General features: G+C 65.7%; 13 protein-coding genes. 7 read left to right on the top strand and 6 right to left on the bottom strand.

The genetic code is table 11. From position 1 onward, the window contains the following. Positions 1–460 precede the first annotated feature (460 nt). On the bottom strand, positions 461–1,258 hold the full coding sequence (locus B2P87_RS11855; protein WP_286852572.1) for a helix-turn-helix transcriptional regulator: 798 nt from the start codon (positions 1,256–1,258) through the stop codon (positions 461–463). A gap of 96 nt (positions 1,259–1,354) precedes the next feature. Between B2P87_RS11855 and speB the strand changes: the two genes are divergently transcribed. Together speB and B2P87_RS11865 are read left to right on the top strand one after the other, a co-directional pair. Continuing rightward, entirely contained in the window at positions 1,355–2,326 is a 972-nt protein-coding gene (speB, locus tag B2P87_RS11860) for an agmatinase (RefSeq protein WP_141889161.1), read from the top strand. A 25-nt stretch (positions 2,327–2,351) separates the two neighbouring features. Next, entirely contained in the window at positions 2,352–3,437 is a 1,086-nt protein-coding gene (locus B2P87_RS11865; RefSeq protein WP_141889162.1) for an extracellular solute-binding protein, read from the top strand. A gap of 73 nt (positions 3,438–3,510) precedes the next feature. On the opposite strand, the gene B2P87_RS11870 is transcribed toward B2P87_RS11865, so the two are convergent. Both B2P87_RS11870 and B2P87_RS11875 read right to left on the bottom strand, forming a co-directional pair. Next, positions 3,511–4,719, bottom strand: a complete 1,209-nt coding sequence (locus tag B2P87_RS11870) for a mandelate racemase/muconate lactonizing enzyme family protein (RefSeq protein ID WP_141889163.1) — start codon at positions 4,717–4,719, stop codon at positions 3,511–3,513. Positions 4,720–4,732: 13 nt separating this feature from the next. Then, positions 4,733–6,391 (bottom strand): GMC family oxidoreductase, encoded by a 1,659-nt coding sequence (locus B2P87_RS11875; RefSeq protein WP_141889164.1) that lies wholly within the window; start codon positions 6,389–6,391, stop codon positions 4,733–4,735. A 104-nt stretch (positions 6,392–6,495) separates the two neighbouring features. Here B2P87_RS11875 and B2P87_RS11880 point away from each other — a divergent pair, with 104 nt between their 5' ends. Then, a complete protein-coding gene (locus B2P87_RS11880) occupies positions 6,496–7,386 on the top strand; it encodes a LysR substrate-binding domain-containing protein (RefSeq protein WP_141889165.1) in 891 nt (296 codons plus the stop codon). 56 nt (positions 7,387–7,442) lie between these two features. On the opposite strand, the gene B2P87_RS11885 is transcribed toward B2P87_RS11880, so the two are convergent. From B2P87_RS11885 to B2P87_RS11895, 3 genes are all read right to left on the bottom strand, one after another. Next, positions 7,443–8,558: a cystathionine gamma-lyase gene (locus tag B2P87_RS11885; RefSeq protein WP_141889166.1), complete on the bottom strand. Its 1,116-nt coding sequence runs from the start codon at positions 8,556–8,558 to the stop codon at positions 7,443–7,445. A gap of 204 nt (positions 8,559–8,762) precedes the next feature. Then, positions 8,763–10,454 carry a thiamine pyrophosphate-binding protein gene (locus B2P87_RS11890; protein WP_141889167.1) on the bottom strand — a complete coding sequence of 564 codons (1,692 nt, stop codon included), beginning with the start codon at positions 10,452–10,454 and terminating at the stop codon, positions 8,763–8,765. Positions 10,455–10,653: 199 nt separating this feature from the next. Then, on the bottom strand, positions 10,654–11,577 hold the full coding sequence (locus B2P87_RS11895; RefSeq protein WP_141889168.1) for a LysR family transcriptional regulator: 924 nt from the start codon (positions 11,575–11,577) through the stop codon (positions 10,654–10,656). Between the two features lie 153 nt (positions 11,578–11,730). On the opposite strand from B2P87_RS11895, the gene B2P87_RS11900 reads away from it, so the two are divergent. The 4 genes from B2P87_RS11900 to B2P87_RS11915 all read left to right on the top strand — a co-directional run bounded on the left by B2P87_RS11900 (position 11,731) and on the right by B2P87_RS11915 (position 17,203). Continuing rightward, positions 11,731–12,741 (top strand): TAXI family TRAP transporter solute-binding subunit, encoded by a 1,011-nt coding sequence (locus B2P87_RS11900; protein WP_141889169.1) that lies wholly within the window; start codon positions 11,731–11,733, stop codon positions 12,739–12,741. 249 nt (positions 12,742–12,990) lie between these two features. Then, positions 12,991–15,216, top strand: coding sequence for a TRAP transporter permease (locus B2P87_RS11905; protein ID WP_141889170.1), 2,226 nt, complete (start codon positions 12,991–12,993; stop codon positions 15,214–15,216). Next, complete coding sequence (locus B2P87_RS11910; RefSeq protein WP_141889171.1) at positions 15,213–16,478, top strand: NAD(P)/FAD-dependent oxidoreductase; 1,266 nt, start codon at positions 15,213–15,215, stop codon at positions 16,476–16,478. The genes B2P87_RS11905 and B2P87_RS11910 overlap by 4 nt, the downstream gene beginning before the upstream one ends. Continuing rightward, entirely contained in the window at positions 16,475–17,203 is a 729-nt protein-coding gene (locus B2P87_RS11915; protein ID WP_141889172.1) for an aspartate/glutamate racemase family protein, read from the top strand. The genes B2P87_RS11910 and B2P87_RS11915 overlap by 4 nt, the downstream gene beginning before the upstream one ends. The last annotated feature ends 136 nt before the right edge of the window (positions 17,204–17,339 follow it).

The following is a 17,339-nucleotide window of genomic DNA, read 5'->3' on the forward strand; positions in this document are numbered from 1 at the left end:
TCAGAAAGGTCAGGATCGCCATTACGTTACTCTTTGACCTGCGCCAGCAGTGCGGGTGGCGTTTCCGGCGGCCCGCGGGCAGCGCTCAGTGTGGTACGGGGACATCGGCATCGTTTTTGGCGCCCTTCTTGTGTTTTTCTGCCCGGTGAACCGCAGGGGGGAGGGCTGGGCTGCCTGCGGCGGCAAGGGTACCGGAGGCGGTGCCTGCACCGGGTTAATCCGCCGCCAGACCGCAGCAGCCCCGCGGGCGCTGGCCCTTCCTGCTTATCGGGCAGATTTCGCGAATCTGTGGGTTTGGTCAACAGGAAAATTGGAAACTGACCGGATGTGTGCTGATGGTTCCGCTAACCCGCACAGATTCCCGTCAAAACGTCAGACGTCCTGACCGGCTTTGAATGCGCGTATTGAAGCGTGCAACGCACCGTCTGCGGCCGCCGGCACAGCACCCCTTCCAAGGGCACTACCCTGCCGCCAGATGCCGGGTCGCCATCGAAAACAGTTCAGCCTGCGAGGAGATCCCCAGCTTGGAGTAGGCATGATGGCGGTGGACCTTGACCGTGCCCTCGGCGATGCCCAAGTAGGCCGCAGCCGAAGGGGTCGAGTGCCCTTGCAGGATCAGCTGCACAACCTCCTGCTCGCGCGGGCTGAGGACGCCGGCGCCAAAGGTCTGCATCCGGTCTTCCCAGCCGTCCTGCGGCCCCCCCTGCACCGCGGTCTCCGCCTGCCCCCACTGCCGCCGGACCGCGGCGGTGATCACCTTGAACACCGCGTTCAGCCGGTCCGTGTCCGCGGGTTCGAACCGCTGCTGGCGGGCAAAACGGGCCAGCGAGACGATGAACCAGCGCTCCGGCCCGTCCTGCACGAGAACGCCGATTTCGTCGCTGATATTTATCTTGCGGTAAAAGGCGCGGTAGTATTCCGAGCGGTAAAAGGCCTCTGGCGCCAGATCCAACAGCCGGTAGGCGCCCGGCGCGCAGCCATTGCGGCAGGCCTGATACAGCGGATCCAGCAGGTAGGGGCCGCTGGCGTAGAATTCCACCGTGATCGCCGCCTGCAGCTCATCCAGATCCTGATACAGCGACACCGGCGGCCGCGCGCCGTCATACCGCGAGATGATCATCGAGTCGAAACTGCAGCATTGGCCAAGGATCTGCCGCAGCGCGCCGGGAAAACGCTCGGTGCCGGCCGTCCCGGCCAGGGCGGCCATCGCATCCGCCCATGAAGAAGGCAGCGGCGGGTATCTGGTTTCTGTGCTCATCTACACCTAAGGATATACATCTATTGCTGAGTTTACCGGCATAAGCGCACAATTCAAACTGGGCTCACTCAGATTTTCAATGTGACGGAGCCTTAGATGTCCAATACCTCCAGCGTGAACCCCGTGCAGGGCGACCTGGCCTTTACCCGCGAGAGCGACCGCGGGGTGGTTGCCGAGGCCAGCTATGCCGGTGCGCTCAGCTTCATGCGCCGCCGCTATACCCGCGACCTCAGCGGCGCGGATGTTGCGGTGATGGGCGTGCCGTTTGACCTGTCGGTGTCCAGCCGCTCCGGCACCCGGCTGGGACCGCGGGCGGTGCGCTCGGGGTCCAGCCATATCGCCTGGTCGAAACCCTGGCCGTGGGAGGCCGACCCCTATGAGGCGCTGCGGGTGGTCGATTACGGCGATTGCGAGTTCGACTATGGCTATCCGCACAAGGTGCCTGCGCAGATCGCCCAGGCGGCGCGGGATGTGCTGGCCACGGATACCGCGCTGCTGTCGATCGGCGGCGACCACTTCATCACCTATCCGCTGCTCAAGGCGCACGCGGAGAAGCACGGGCCGCTGAGCCTGATCCAGTTCGACGCCCATTCCGACACCTGGGCGGACGAGGAAGGCCGCATCGACCACGGCACCATGCTGTGGCACGCGATCCGCGAGGGGCTGGTGGATCCGGCCCGGTCTGTCCAGGTCGGCATCCGCACCCACAACCCCGATCCGATGGGGATGAACATCATCGACGCCATCGAGGTGCAGAAGACAGGGCCGGAAGCGGTGGCGCAGAAGATCCGCGGCATTGTTGGCGCTCACAAGACCTATGTCACCTTCGACATCGACGCGCTGGAACCGGCCTCTGCCCCCGGCACCGGCACGCCTGTTATCGGCGGCCTCAGCCCCTATCAGGCGCAGGAGATCCTCCGCGGCCTGGCGGGCATTGATGTGGCGGGCATGGACGTGGTGGAGGTCGCCCCGGCCTATGACATCTCCGAAATCACCGCCATCGCGGCGGCCACCATCGCCAACGACCTGCTCTGCCTCTACGCTGCCGGACCTTCCGGCCAGCGCTGAGGCAGCGCGCAACAGGGAGGAAACAATGATCAATAACACTATCATGACTGCAACCTTGCTGGCCGCCGCCCTGGCGGCGCCAGCCTCTGCCGGCGATCTGGCGATCTACAACTGGGCGGACTATTTCGGCGAAACCACCATTTCCGGGTATGAGGCCGCCACCGGCGCCAAGGTGACGCTGGATTACTTCGACAGCAACGAGGTGCTGGAGACCAAGATGCTGGCAGGCGGCTCAGGTTATGACGTGGTCTTCCCTGCCGCCTCCAACGCCGAACGGCAGCTGCAGGCGGGGGCGCTGCATCCGATTGACCCCTCGCGGCTGGCAAACTACGGCAACCTGCGACCGGAGATCCTGGCCTCGCTCGATCAGGTGCCGGGCGGGCGCGAACTGGGCGTGCCGTACACCTGGGGCACCATCGGCCTTGCCTACAACGCGGCGCAGGCCGCTGACCGGCTGGGGGAGTTGCCTGCCGCCAGCTGGGACCTGCTGTTCAACCCGGACTATGCCTCCAAGCTGAAGGACTGCGGCATCGCTGTGCTCGATTCGCCGGTTGAGATGCTGGCGGTCACCCTGAACTATCTTGGCGCCGACCCCTATACCGAGGACAAGGCAGAGATCGCCCGGGCGCAGGACCTGCTTGCCGCGGCGGCGCAGAACATCAGCTATTTCAGCAACCAGAAGCCCGCCACCGATCTGCCGGTCGGCAACCTGTGCCTGGCGGTGATGTATTCCGGCGACGCAGGGCTTGCCCAGGCCCGCGCGATGGAGGCCGGAAACGGCGTCGAAATCCGCTACGCGATCCCCAAGGAGGGCACGCTGATGTGGATCGACCTGATGGCGATCCCGAAAGATGCCGCCAATCCGGATGCGGCCTATGCGTTCATCGACTACATGCTGCGGCCCGAGGTGATAGCCGAGGTGTCCAACACCGTTTTCTTTGCCAATGCCAACTCCGCAGCGGACGCGCATGTGCTGCCGGAGATCCTGTCCGATCCGGGGATCTACCCCGACGCGGCCACCCTGGCCCGCCTGTTCCCGGACAAAAGCCTGGGCGGCAAGGCTCTGCGCCAGCGCACCCGCGCCTGGACCAAGGTGAAATCCGGGATCTGAACCAGGCGGGGGCCGCCCGGCGGCCCTCCCTGTCCCGGTCCGGGCGCCGCGTGCAGCGGGACATGCGCCGCGCTTACGGAACCACCGGCTCCTGCGCCAGCTCCAGATGCAGCTTGCTGCCGGTATAGGGGCTGGCGGCGATGGCCGCGTCGTCCAGCTCCACCCCCAGGCCCGGTTCGCGGGAGGGGATCACATAACCGTCCTCCCAGGTGATCGCGGATTTGAGGCAGGACATATAGGGGCCTTCGAAGGTGCCGATGCTTTCGAGGATCAGGAAATTCGGGCTGCAGGTTGCGATCTGGATGTTCGCCGCCGCCACCACGGGCCCGCAATAAAGATGCGGCGCGATCTGAGCCTGCCGCGTCTCAGCCATGGAGGCGATCTTTTTGGCTTCCAAGAGGCCGCCGACCCGCCCCAGATCCATCTGCAGGATCGAGGCCGCCCCGGCCTCCAGCACGCGGGCGAACTCATGCTTGGTGCAAAGCCGCTCGCCGGTGGAGACCGGAATAGAGGTAAACCGCGCCACCTCCGCCATATCGGCGGGGTTCTCCGGCGGCACCGGTTCCTCGAACCACAACGGCTCATAGGGTTCCAGCCGCCGCGCCAGCCGCTTGGCACCGGAGACGGTGAACTGCCCATGGGTGCCGAACAAGAGGTCCGCGCGGGTGCCGACCGCCTCGCGGATGCGTTTGACGAACATCTCGCTGCGCTCCAGATCCTCCAGCCGCGGCTGGTGGCCGTCATAGATGGTATAGGGGCCTGCGGGATCGAACTTCACCGCGGTGAAACCTTTCTCCACTTGTATCAGGGCCGCCTCCGCCGCCAGATCGGGGTCGTTGTAGACGTTGGGCGTGTCCGGGTCCGGGTACACGTCGCCCTCAGCCGGGTACAAATAGGTGTAGCTGCGCAGCCGCTCATGCACCTGGCCGCCCATCAGCTCATAGACCGGTTTGCCCGCGGCCTTGCCGATGATGTCCCAGCAGGCCATTTCCAGACCGCTTAAGACCCCCATCACCGTCACGTCGGGCCGCATGGTATAGCCCGCGCCATAGGATTTGCGCCACAGCTTCTCGATATGGTGCGGATCGCAGCCTTCAAACTGGCGGGCAAACATCTCCTCAGCCATCGCGCAGCACAAGTCCGGGCCGAAGGTCGCGTTATAAATCTCTCCCACGCCGGTGATGCCGCAGGCGGTGGTCAGGCGCACAAAGATGAAATAGCGCCCGCCGTGGCGCGGCGGCGGGTTGCCGAACACAAAGGTTTCGATGGTGTCGAGTTTCATCTGTGCATCCCTGTCATTCAGCCGCCAAGGCCCTGTCTTCATTGTCGTCCAGCACCATCTGCGCCCCGCGCGCGGCCAGCATCATCGCGGGCGCGTTGGTGTTGCCGGAGGTCACATTCGGAAAGGCCGAGGCGTCAATCACCCGCAGCCCCGCCATCCCATGCACCCTGAGCCGCGCATCCAGCACCGAATCCGCCGCAGTATGCCCCATCCGGCAGGTGCAGGAGGCATGAAACACGCTGCCTGCGTGCTCGCGGAAGTTTTCCAGCAGCGCCGCATCATCCATGTGCAGGATATCCGGATCGCGCCGCTCCCGCGTCACCCGTTCGATGGCGGGGGTGGCGGCCAGCGCCTGCAGAAGGCGGCTGGCACGCACCGCTGTGACCTTGTCCTCCTCCGCCGACAGCGAATTCGGCTCGATCAGCGGCGCCTGCGCAGGGTCAGCGGAGCGGATAGTGATCTGCCCGCGGCTGACCGGGCGGCTTGGCTGCACGCACAGAAGGAAGCCGTTGTCCCGGTCGATCTGCGGCTTGCCGTTTGCCTGCGTCGAATAAGACGCCGGGTTGCAGTAGACCTGAACATCCGGCAGCGCCGCGCCCGCGGTGCGGACAAAGCCGCTGCACTGGTTGACCGGCACGCTCAGCGGGCCCTTGCGGGTCAGCACGTATTGCAGCCCGGCCTTCACCTGCCCGGCGAAACTGCCGAGCCTGCTGTTCAGCGTCGCGGTATTGGCCCAGAAGTAATGCGACACCGCCAGATGGTCCTGCAGCCCCTGCCCCACCTGCGGCAGGTCATGCTTCACCGCGATCCCATGCCGCTGCAGCAGCGCCGCCGGTCCGATCCCCGACAGCTGCAGCAGCTGCGGAGAGTTCACCGCGCCCGCGCTCAGGATCACCTCCCGCGCTGCCGCGGCCAGCTGCGTCTGGCCCTTCACCCGGTAGGCCACGCCAGTGGCGCGCCCGCCCGCGGTCAGCACCTTTTCCACCAGCGCGCCGCTGACCACCGTCAGGTTGCCGCGCTTCATCGCGGGCCGCAGGAACGCATCCGCCGAGGACCAGCGCCGCCCGGCCTTCACCGTGCTGCGGACATACCCCAGGCCCTCGCCGGACAGGGTGTTGGCCCCGGCATCCGCCGCGGCGTTCATGTCCTGAAGAACCGGCCAGCCCATGTCCTGCCCGGCGGCGAGGAAGTTGCGGGCAAAGGGATGCATCCGCTCGCTGAGGTCGGTGACCCGCACCGGCCCCGTCCCGCGCAGCCGGCGGCGGCCCGCGTGCCACTCGTCGGTGCTCTCCAGCGCGTCATAGCTGGCGCGCACAGCCTCCCAGCCCCAGCCCGCGGCGCCCGCAGCCTCCCAATCGTCGAAATCATGCGGCAGCCCGCGCACATAGGCCATCGCGTTGATGGAGCTGGAGCCGCCCAGCACCTTGCCCCGCGGCCAATACGCCGCGCGCCCGTTCAGCCCTGGATCCGCCGCAGCCGAATAGCGCCAGTTCACCTTGGGATCCGAGAAGGTAAATCCGTACCCCACCGGGATCCTGATCCAGACCCGCCGGTCGGTGCCGCCCGCCTCGATCAGCAGCACCTTGTGGCGGCCGCCGGCCGTCAGCCTGTCCGCCAGCACACAGCCTGCCGAGCCGGCCCCGACGATGATGAAGTCAAATGTTCGCGCCATGGCCAGCCCGCATTCTGTGTCGTGCAAAGACCTTGCACAGCGCCTCAGGCGCAAATCAAACAATGTGTTTTGCCCCTAAGGGGTAATTCTGCTTAAAGGTATGCATGATCACCCTGCCCCATGTCACCTGGCTCAAAGCCTTTGAGGCCGCCGCGCGGCTCAGCAGTTTTTCCGCCGCGGCGGCAGAGCTGGGGCTGACCCCCGCCGCCGTCAGCCAGCAGATCCGGCTCTTGGAACAGCACCTGAACACCCGGCTGTTCAAACGCCTGCCCCGCGGCGTCGCGCTGACCGACACCGGCCAGGCCTATGCCCAGCCGATCCGCAAATCCTTTGACGATATGCAGCGCGCCACCACCGGCCTGTTCAGCAGCAAGCGCAAGCGCGTGGTGCGGCTGCGCGCGACGATCTCTTGCGCCGCCCTGGTGATCGCGCCGCAGCTGGCCCGGTTTCGGGCCGAACACCCGGACATCTTCGTGCAGCTCTCCACCACGGTCTGGGCCAGCCGCTTTGACGAGGAGGCGCTGGACATCGACATCCGCTATGGCTCCGGCGACTGGCAGGAGGCGCAGATCCTGCATCTGGGCCACGAAAGCGCCATTCCGGTGTGCAGCCCGGCCTATGCCGCCGCCCTTGGCGGCGCGCCGTCCATTGAGGATCTGGCCCGCGCCGATGTGGTGCAGATCATCGGCTCCGAAACCGACTGGGGCCGCCTGGCGGATCTGCACGGGCTGACGCTGCAGGTCACCACTGACTGGCTCAAGGCCGATTCCTCGCTGCTGGCGCTGCAGACGGTGGCGGCAGGCCATGGGGTGACGATGGTGCTGGAAAGCTTTGCCAAGCAGTATCTGGACCAGGGGCTGGTCATCGCCCCCGCCGCCTTCAAGCTGCCGAAACGCCGCTCGCACTACTTGGTGATCAACGACCGCGCGGGCCAGCGGGAGGAGGTGAAGGCGGCCGCCAGCTGGCTGATGTCGCTGTATCAGGCGCTGACCTAAGACTGTTTTCCGCGCCTGTCCCCCAGCAGGGACAGCGGCGGGAAACTCTTGCGGCCCTAGCCCTGCAACGCCTCCAGCGAAGCTGCCATGGCGCTCCACAACTCCTCCGCCGGTTCGGTGCCGACGGAAATCCGCACAAACCCCGGCGCCACGGCATCGCCCCAGCGGGCGCGGCGCTCCGCCGAGGTGTGGACGCCGCCGAACGACGTAGCGGAGCGGATCAGCGGGCAGCTGTTGATGAAGGCATCGGCCTGGTCCGCGCTGCCCAGCGTGATCGACATCAGGAAGCCGAACCGCGCCATCTGCTGTTTCGCCAGCGCGTGCGATGGATCGGATTTCAGCCCCGGAAAGCGGATCTTTTGCACCCGCGGATGCGCGGCCAGCCGTTCGGCCAGCAGCTCGGCGGTGCTGCACATCCGGTCGAACCGCACGTCCAGCGTCTCCAGCCCGCGGTGCGCCAGCCAAGCCTCCTGCGGGCCGGGGATGCCGCCGCCGAACAGCCGCCACTCCCGCGCCGCCTGCAGCACGTCCTGGTTGCGCGTCGCCAGATGGCCCATCAGCACATCCGAATGGCCGCCCGGCGCCTTGGTGTCGGAGGCCACCACCACATCCGCGCCCAGCTCCAGCGGGCGCTGGCCCAGCGGGGTCATAGTGGTGTTGTCCACGATCAGCAGCCCGCCCGCCGCATGAACCGCCTCCGAAACCGCGCGCAGATCGCAGAGGTCCAGCCCGGGGTTGGACGGGGTTTCCGCAAAAACAACGTCAAACCCCTCAAATCCCCCTTCGGCGAAGCTGGCCGTCGGGCGCTGCTCCACCGCAACCCCCAAAGGCTGCAGGAAGCGTTCGCTGAGACGCCGGGTCACGTAATAGCCGTCCGACGGGATCAGGATCCGGGAGCCGGCCTTGACCGTTGCAAACAGCGATGCCGAGATCGCCGCCATGCCGGAGGGGAAGGCCAGCGCCGGCGCATCCTCCAGATACCCCAGCACGTGCTCCAGATGCTCCCAGGTGGCGTTGTCCGCGCGGCCATAGCTGGGGCCGCCGTTCCAGTCGCCCGGCAGGTGGTACATCGAGCTTTGCGTCAGCGGCAGCGCCACCGGATCGCCCTCGGACAGCGTATTGCCGCGCAGGTGCAGCATGGCTCCGGGTTTGGGGGCGGTGGGGTTTTCCATGTGCGGGCGCCTTTCCTGATATCGGGTTTCAGGATTGATAACCAGCCAGCAGGGAAAAGCAAATCGGGAGCAGCGGAACGGGGGAGTGAAACCCGGATAAGAGGGCAGCGTCCGTCCGCGGGCGGAAGCGAAGCGCCCGCCCATGGGGGCGGACGGGCGCTGCCCGGCGGTGCCGCCGGGCGGCAGGCAGGGTCTTGCAGAGGATCATCCCATCCAGCGGCGCACTGGCGCGGCGGCCTCTTCCAGCGCCTGGCAGGCCACGTCGATCAGGGTTGGGCCGTCATGGGCAAAGGCCTCCTGCACGGCTTGCTCCAGATCCTCCGGCGTCTCCACCCGCCAGGCCTTGACCCCGAATGCCTCGGCCACCGCCGCGTGGCTGGTGCGGTTGAAGTCCACATTATAGTAGCGCTTGCCGCAATCATCGCGCTGGCTGGCCTTGATCCAGCCGAAGCTGGCGTTGGAAAACACAACATAGGTGATCGGCGCGTTGCAGCGCACCACGGTTTCCAGCTCGCCGCAGGTGAAGTTGAAGGACCCGTCGCCCATCAGCCCCACGACCTTGCTGTCAGGCCGCCCGAACCAGGCGCCCAGAGACGCGGACAGCGCATACCCCAGCGCCCCATGGGCGCGGTTGGTGATATAGTGCCGGCCCGGGTGCTTTTGCTGCGAGTAGGCGTTGTAATACGGGCAGCTGGTGCCGGGGTCCGAGACTACGATGGCATTATCAGGCAGGTTGTGGTTCAGCGCGCGGATGATCTGCTCCGGCAGGACCTGTTCGGTCTGGCTGGCCGCCAGCGCCTCGAACCTGGCGAACTTGCGCTGTTTGATATCTGCGATTCTGGCAGCCGCACCAAACGCCGGCAGATCGCCCGGGCGCCCGTCCAGGTAGGCATTTATCGCCGCCAGCGCCAGCCTCAGGTCGGCCGCCACGCCCACCTCGGTGCGGTAGTTGGCGCCGATCACCATCGGGTCGTTGTCGATATGCACAATGCGGCAGCCAGGCTTCGGCGCCTCCCAGCGCGATGTGGTGGTGGAGCCCGCCCGGCAGCCCAGAAACACCACCAGATCGGCAGCCTCCATCATCTCCCAGGTTTCATCGGTGCCGCCGTTGGAGCCGACAACGCCCAGCGATTGCGGGTGGGTGTCGGCCAGCGACCCCTTGCCGGAAATCGAGGTGCCCACCGCGATGTCGAGACGGGACGCGAGCCGGCCCAGTTCCGCCATCGCGCCCGAAATCACCACGCCGCCGCCGCAGACAATCAGCGGCGATTTGGCGGAAAGGATCGCCTCGGCGGCGGCCTCTGCCGCGCCCGGTTCCGGCGCGGCGCGGTAGGCGGGGTAGCTTTGGTGCCTGGGATCGCCCCAGATATCACCGGCCGGAACCTCGTCGTGCTGAATGTCATACGGCAGCCCCAGATGCGCGGCACCGGAGCGGCCGGTGGTCATTGCCCGGAACGCCTGGCGCACCATGCGCGGAATATGGTCGGCGCGCTTGATCACCGTGTTGAACTTAGTCAGCGGCGCCATCAAAGCCTCCTGGTTCACCTCGGTCAGCGGGTATTTCCCGTAGGAGCCGACGGAAATATCGGTGGTGATTGCCAGCACCGCGTAAGAGCTTTCGTTGGCCTCTATCAGCCCCGGCAGGATGTAGGTGGCGCCGCCGCCGGACGGCCCCTCGCAAACGCCCACCCGCCCGGTCACGCGGGAAAACCCGTCGGCCATATAGGCCGCGCTGCGCTCATCACGGGTCAGCACGTGGGTGATGCCATGCTCCAGCCGGTTCATCGCATCGTAGAAAGGCAGCGTGGTGTCGCCGCACAGGCCAAAGATATGGGTGACGCCATGCGCCTCAAGCGCGCGCACCATCGCCTCGGCGCCAGTCATAGTGGTTGTCATGGGGGGCCTCCCAAAGCCTGCATAAAACCTGCTCCGGGCCGCAGCCCAGGATTCGCACTCATAACTGTATACAATTCTGTAGATAGAAGTGAAGGTTAAACTTCTATTAGAAAATAAGCCTCTAAGTTCTATGCACTAAGCGCCCGCCGTCATGACGCGTGCGGTTGGGACGGGAGCCAGGATTCTCCCAAAAATCCGCCTACCTTGCGGAGGCCGCCAGGATTTCCGTCACATATTCGCGCCAGGCCGCGGCAAAGCTGGCGGCCAGCTGCGACAGCGGCCGCTCGCTGGGGGTCAGGATCGAATAGCCAAAGGGGATCTGCGGCTCAAACGGCAGGAAGCGGATCCGCGCTTCGCCCGCGTGGCTTCGGCGGTAGCTTTCGGCGCTGAGCACATCGACCACCGCACAGGCCTGCCCGGCGGCGATAAAGTGGAACAGCGGCAGGAAATACTGCGCGTCATAGCGCAGGTTGAATTCGGCGCCCGCGGCCTGAAACGCCTGCGAGGTGGCCTGATAGGTGGTGTGGTCCGGCTGCAGCGCGCCCATCGGCTGGCCGCTGAGCTGGGCCGCGTTGATCACCTCCTGCTGCGCCAGCGGATGGCCGGCCGGCACGGCGCAGAGGCAATTGCTGGGCAGTTCCTCCGCCGCATAGAGTTTGCGGTCGCCGCGGAACCGGGTCATGTCGCAGAACCCGATGTCAAAGCTGTTGGCGGCAACCAGGCTGCGCACCTGCGGCGAGGACCGGGTGGCCAGCGTCACCCGCACCTCGGGCTTGCCGGCCACGAACCGGCTGATGAATTCCGGCAGCAGATAGGTCGACGGCCCCGGCATCGCCACGATGCGGATCGACCCCTGCACCCGGTCGCGCATGTTGGCCAGGTTCTGCTGTGCGGTCTCCATCCGCGACAGGATCTCGGTCGCCTCCGCCATCAGATACTGCGCTTCGGGCACCGGCACCAGGCGGCGGCCTTCGCGCAGGAACAGGGGCAGCCCCAGCTCCTCCTCCAGCGTTTTGATGGCGGCGCTGATGGCGGGCTGGGTGCGGTGCAGGTTGCGCGCCGCCTGGCTGACCGAACCGGTCTTCATGACCTCATGAAAGACCGCTAGCTGGTGAGAGTTCATGTTCCGGCCCCCTTGGCGCAAACCCATCATCAATCCGATCTATACATACAGTATAATTTTAAATTTGTACTTATGAGTTTCCTTACTCATGATGCAAAAATCGGAGGAGAGAGCTGCCGGGCAACGCGGCAGCCAAAACCAAGGGAAGAGACAATGGGATTTATCAAGACACTGACCGGGGCCGCGCTGGCCTGCACCATGCTGACCGGAACTGCTGTGGCGCAGGACATGACCTTTTTCCGCATCGGCACCGGCGGCGCGGGCGGCACCTATTTCCCGATCGGCGGCATCATCGCCAACGCGATTTCCAACCCGCCCGGCTCGCGCGCCTGTGACGAGGGCGGCAACTGCGGCGTGCCCGGCCTGGTGGCGATGGCGCAGTCGACCAACGCCTCTGCCCATAACGTGAACGCCATTCAGGCAGGCCAGATGGAGGCAGGATTGTCCGGCGCCGCGACCCTGCATTTCGCCTACCACGGCAAGGGCAAGTTCGAAGGCAACGCCAAGCCCGACCTGCGGGTGATCGCCAACCTGTTTCCGGAGGATCTGCACCTGGTGCTGCCCGAGGGCCACACGCTGGACAGCCTCGCGGATCTTAAGGGCAAGCGCGTGGGCATCGCCCAGGCCGGTTCCGGCACCCAGATCGCGGTGGAGCTGATCCTGGCCGACCACGGCGTCAATCGCGATAACATCGACGAGGCCGAGCTGAACAACGCCCAGTCCGCCGAACGCATCGCCGACGGCCAGCTGGACGCCTATTTCTATGCCGCGGGGACGCCGGTTGCGGCGATGATCCAGCTCGACAACACCAAGGGGATGGAGCTGCACAACTGGTCCGAGGAAGAGGTCAAGATGGCCAATACCACGGTGCCCTATTACATCCCCTCGACCATTCCGGCGGGCACCTATCCGGGTGTGGATTATGACGTGAACACCGTCGCCGTCTCCGGCATGCTGGTCACCAATGCCGGCATGGATGAAGAGCTGATTTACCAGATCACCAAGGCGATGTGGTCCGACACCGCCCGCAAGCTCTTGGACAACGGCCACCCCAAGGGCAAGGCGATCACGCTGGAAACCGCGCTGGACGGCGTTGAGGGCATCGGCGTGCCGCTGCATCCGGGGGCTGAGCGCTTCTACCGCGAAGCCGGAATGCTGAAGTAACGCTTTTCCACGGCATCTCAATACTTAATAACCGCCCGGCGGCACCGCCGGGCAGCGCCCGCCCCTCCCCACGGGAGGGCGCTTCACGCCCGCCCAGGGTCAGGCGCTGCCCTCAGTGTCACAAAGCAACCTGGCCCTCTGTTTCAAAGAATTACCGGAAAGCTTAAACACCTGCTGCAAGGAGATCCTCGCTGCTGCTTTCCGTTTCCCGGCACCCTGCCGGTGAAGCCCCGGAACTGGAGTTTCCCGATGTCCCTGGACACCCATCTCGACACCAAGGCGCTGGAGGAGCTGGAGAAGCAGTATGACTCCGCTCTGAACACGCGCGACAACGGACCCAAGCTGACGGGGTTCATCTATTGGGCCAGCATCGTCTTTGCCCTCTATCACCTGTGGACGGCCGGATTCGGCACGCCGGTGGACCATGTGCATATGGGCATTCACCTGGCGGGCCTGTTCCTGTTCATTTTCGTGGGCTTTCCCATGATCCGGACCGCGCGCAGCCTGGACTGGCGCGGATCCAATCCGCTGCGCCCCGGCAATGTGCCGCTCTATGACTGGGCGCTGACCGGCCTCAGCATCGCGGCGGCGCTGTTTCTCTGGGTCAGCTGGCGCGGCTTCGGCATGTTCGGCTTCGACATTGCCGAACAGGCGCTGCGGCAGGGCAACCCGTCCAGCCTGGATGTGTTCTTCGGCTCGGTGCTGATCCTGACGGTGCTGGAGATCGCGCGCCGCACCATCGGCTTTGTGCTGCCGCTGATCATCCTGGTGTTCATGGTCTATGCGCTGTTCGGCCCCTACATGCCCGCGCAGATCCTGAAGCACCCCGGCGTCAACTGGCAGCAGTTCGTCAACAACATGTATTTCCCGTCCGAAGGCATCTTTGGCGTGACGCTGTGGGTGGTTTCCACCGTGGTGTTCCACTTTGTGCTGTTCGGCGTGGTGGCGCAGCGGATGGGGCTTGGGCAGTTCTTTGTCGACAACGCCATGCTGCTCGCTGGCCGTTATACCGGCGGGCCGGCCAAGGTGTCGGTGGTGTCCTCGGCCTTTTTCGGCACCATCTCCGGCTCGTCGATTGCCAACACGGTCTCCACCGGCTCTCTGACCATCCCCAACATGAAGAAAATGGGCTACCCCGGCCATTTCGCAGGCGGGGTTGAGGCCGCGGCCTCGGCAGGCGGGCAGATCACCCCGCCGATCATGGGCGCGGCCTCCTTCCTGATGGCTGAATATCTGGAGGTGCCCTATACCACCATCGTGATCGCGGCGATCGTGCCGGCGCTGATGCACTATATCGGGGTGATCTCGATCGTGCATTTCACCGCCAAGAAGCTGGGCCTCACGGCCTATCCCAAGGAACAGCTGCCCAAGTTCCTGCAGGTCTGGAAGGACGGCTGGTACACCATTATTCCGCTGATCGCGCTCCTCCTGGTGCTGTTCTCGGGCTATTCGCCGAACATGGCGGCCTTCGTCGGCCTGAGCCTGTGCATCGTCGTCGGCTTCTGCGCCTTTGACAAACCGGCCACGCTGCTGGTGCCGCTGGCGCTGCTCGCCTTCATTTTCTGGAAGGCCTCGCCCTATTCCGGCGAGGGGTATACGCCGGTAATGGCCGGGATGCTGGCGGCGCTGACCGTCATCGGCTGCCTGCACCGCAATGAGCGGCAGAGCTTCCGCGACCTGTTCGACAGCTTCCATGTCGGGGTGCAATACGCGCTGGCCGTGGGCGCTGCCTCTGCCGCGGTGGGTATCGTGGTCGGTGTGATCAACACCACCGGCGTCGGCTTCCGTCTCGGCTTCATGGTCACCGGCGGGGCGGCGGATATGGCGGCAGCGATTGCGCCGTTCCTGGACTGGACCTCGATCGAGGCGTTCAGCCAGCCCTCGATCCAGCAGTTCCTGTCGCTGGTGCTGATCGCCATGGCCTGTATCCTGATGGGGGCCGGCCTGCCGACCACCGCGCTTTACATCATGCTTGTGGCGGTTGCGACGCCTGCCCTCAGCCAGCTGGGCGTGCCGCCGCTCGCCACCCATATGTTCGTGCTCTACTACGGTGTGATTTCCGAGATCACCCCGCCGGTCTGCGCCTCGGCCTATGCGGCGGCGGGGATTGCGGGCTCCAACCCATTCCGCACCGGGCTCAACGCCTTTACCCTGGGGCTGGGCAAGCTGATGGTGCCGATGGTGTTTGTCTACGCGCCCACCATGCTGATCGTTCTGCCGGAGCATTTCACGCTGCTGAGCTTCACCCAGGTCACCCTGACCTGCGCGGCGGGTGTCTTTGCCATCGCCACCGCTGTCTCGGCTTATTTCCTGGCGCCGCTTGGCGGTATCTGGCGGCTGCTGATGGCGGTCGGGGGCCTGCTGCTGGTGGCACCCTCCGGCGGCTCCGACATCGCGGCGCTTGCGGTGATGGCGCCGGTGCTGCTGCAGCAGCTGGGCCAGCAGCGCAAGCTTCAGGCGGGGGCGGCGCAATGAGCGCCCCCGTCTCCCCCGATGTGACGGTTCTGGGCGCCGGGATCGTCGGCATCTGCTCGGCCCTTTCGTTGGCAGAAAGGGGCCTCCGTGTCCGCCTGATCGACCGGGACGCACCGGGCCAGGCGACGTCCTACGGCAATGCCGGCATCATCTCGCCCTGGTCGGTGGTGCCGCAATCCATGCCGGGCCTGTGGAAGAAGGTGCCGGGCTGGCTGCTGGACCCGCTGGGGCCGGTGACGGTAAAGCCAAGCTACCTGCCCAAGGTCGCGCCCTGGGGCCTGCGGTTCCTGTCGGAAGGGCGCGAAGGGCGGGTTCAGCAGATCTCCGGCGCGATGGACACGCTGAACCGCAACTGCGTCGAGCTGTACCGCCAGCATCTGGCCGGCACCGGGCATGAGGATCTGGTGCAGGACAGCTATTACGTCCACGCCTTCCGCAACGCGGACGCGGCGGATCTGACCTCCGTCGACTACCGGATGCGCGGCGACCGCGGCGCAGACATGGAACGGATCGGCGCGGCAGCGCTGCGCGATCTGGAACCGGCGCTGACGCCGGAGTTTCAGGCCGCGATCCTGATCAAGGGCCAGGCGCGGGCGACCTCACCGGGGCGCATCTGCACCGTCTTGGCCGGGAAACTCCTGTCGATGGGCGGGGAAATCCTGCAGCAAACCGTGCGGGGCATCCAGCCTGCCCAAAGCGGCGGCTGGACCTATACCACCGAGGCAGGGCAGGAATGGACGCCCAAGCTGGTGCTGGCGATGGGCGTCTGGTCCGGCGAGCTGCTGAAACCCTTGGGCATCAGGATCCCGATGGAATCCGAGCGCGGCTACCACGTGTCATTCAAGAATCCGGGCGTCGCGCTGAACAATTCGATCATGGATATGGACATGAAATTCGTGGCCTCCTCGATGGAGGAAGGGCTGCGGGTGGCAGGCACCGCCGAATTTGCGGGCCTCGATCAGCCGCTGAACCGGAAACGGCTGGACGGGCTGGCGAGGCTGGCCCGCGCGCTGCTGCCGGACCTGCGGGCGGAGGATATGGACACCTGGTCCGGCCAGCGCCCCAGCCTGCCCGACAGCCTGCCCTGCATTGGCGAGGTCGAGGGCTTCCCCGATCTGATCGCCGCCTTCGGCCACAGCCACTATGGCCTGATGATGGCCCCGAAAACCGGGCGGCTGGTGGCGGATATCGTCAGCGGCACGCCGGTGAACGAAGACCTCTCGCCGTTCCGCGCGCGGCGCTATGAAAGGATCAAGGCATGACCATCCACCCCGGCGGGCAGAACATCTGCGGCGTCTCCATCGGCGTTCTGGCGCTGGAGAGCTATTTCCCCAAACCCCCCGGCCACATCAAGAACCCCTCCAGCCTGCCCTTCACCACGCTTTACGAGATGCTGGACGGGATCACGGTGCCGAAACTGCTGGCCAACCCCACGGGCGAGATGAAGGACCGGCTGATCGAAGCCGCCAAGCGGCTGGAGGCCAAGGGCGTGCGGGCGATCACCGGCTCCTGCGGGTTTCTGGCGGTTTTCCAGAAGGAGATCGCCGCAGCGGTGAATGTGCCGGTGTTTGTCTCCTCGCTGATCCAGGTGCCGCTGGCGCATCAGATGACAGGACGCAAGGTGGGGGTGATCACCGCCTCCGCCGCCAGCCTGACGGAGGCGCATTTGCGGGGCGTTGGCGCTGAAAACACGCCGGTGGCGGTGCAGGGGCTGGATGACGCGGAGGAATTCTCCACCGTGATCCTGCGCAATGAACGCACCGCGATGGATCTGGCCAAGGTCGAGACCGAACTGCTGGCCGCCGCCAGGGGCATGATCGCCCGCAACCCGGAGATCGGCCCGATCGTGCTGGAATGCACCGACCTGCCGCCCTATGCCCACGCGCTGCAGGCCGCGCTGAACCGGCCGGTGTTCGACATCATCACACTCTCTGAGATGGTCCACCGGGCCGCCCTGCGCATGCCGTTTCAGGGGTTTATCACCTGAAAGCCGGAATTTCGTCCAAAAACTGAAACGCCCGGCGGCAACGCCAGGCAGCAGGCAGCCGCAAAGAAGTCCGCCCCTCAGCCCCGGACTTTTTCGGATGCCCCCGCCCGGCAACCGCCTTACTGTGCCGGCAAAT

Origin of the sequence: Leisingera sp. UBA4491, assembly GCF_002388965.1 — a bacterium.
GTDB lineage: Bacteria > Pseudomonadota > Alphaproteobacteria > Rhodobacterales > Rhodobacteraceae > Leisingera > Leisingera aquaemixtae.

What these genes read in the sequence shown, in the direction of transcription:
- B2P87_RS11915 (WP_141889172.1), top strand. Translation starts at nt 16,475, where the DNA reads ATGACCATCCACCCCGGCGGGCAGAACATCTGCGGCGTCTCCATCGGC.
- B2P87_RS11885 (WP_141889166.1), bottom strand. Translation starts at nt 8,558, where the DNA reads ATGGAAAACCCCACCGCCCCCAAACCCGGAGCCATGCTGCACCTGCGC.
- B2P87_RS11880 (WP_141889165.1), top strand. Translation starts at nt 6,496, where the DNA reads ATGATCACCCTGCCCCATGTCACCTGGCTCAAAGCCTTTGAGGCCGCC.
- B2P87_RS11900 (WP_141889169.1), top strand. Translation starts at nt 11,731, where the DNA reads ATGGGATTTATCAAGACACTGACCGGGGCCGCGCTGGCCTGCACCATG.
- B2P87_RS11905 (WP_141889170.1), top strand. Translation starts at nt 12,991, where the DNA reads ATGTCCCTGGACACCCATCTCGACACCAAGGCGCTGGAGGAGCTGGAG.
- B2P87_RS11865 (WP_141889162.1), top strand. Translation starts at nt 2,352, where the DNA reads ATGATCAATAACACTATCATGACTGCAACCTTGCTGGCCGCCGCCCTG.
- B2P87_RS11855 (WP_286852572.1), bottom strand. Translation starts at nt 1,258, where the DNA reads ATGAGCACAGAAACCAGATACCCGCCGCTGCCTTCTTCATGGGCGGAT.
- B2P87_RS11875 (WP_141889164.1), bottom strand. Translation starts at nt 6,391, where the DNA reads ATGGCGCGAACATTTGACTTCATCATCGTCGGGGCCGGCTCGGCAGGC.
- B2P87_RS11890 (WP_141889167.1), bottom strand. Translation starts at nt 10,454, where the DNA reads ATGACAACCACTATGACTGGCGCCGAGGCGATGGTGCGCGCGCTTGAG.
- B2P87_RS11870 (WP_141889163.1), bottom strand. Translation starts at nt 4,719, where the DNA reads ATGAAACTCGACACCATCGAAACCTTTGTGTTCGGCAACCCGCCGCCG.
- B2P87_RS11910 (WP_141889171.1), top strand. Translation starts at nt 15,213, where the DNA reads ATGAGCGCCCCCGTCTCCCCCGATGTGACGGTTCTGGGCGCCGGGATC.
- speB (WP_141889161.1), top strand. Translation starts at nt 1,355, where the DNA reads ATGTCCAATACCTCCAGCGTGAACCCCGTGCAGGGCGACCTGGCCTTT.
- B2P87_RS11895 (WP_141889168.1), bottom strand. Translation starts at nt 11,577, where the DNA reads ATGAACTCTCACCAGCTAGCGGTCTTTCATGAGGTCATGAAGACCGGT.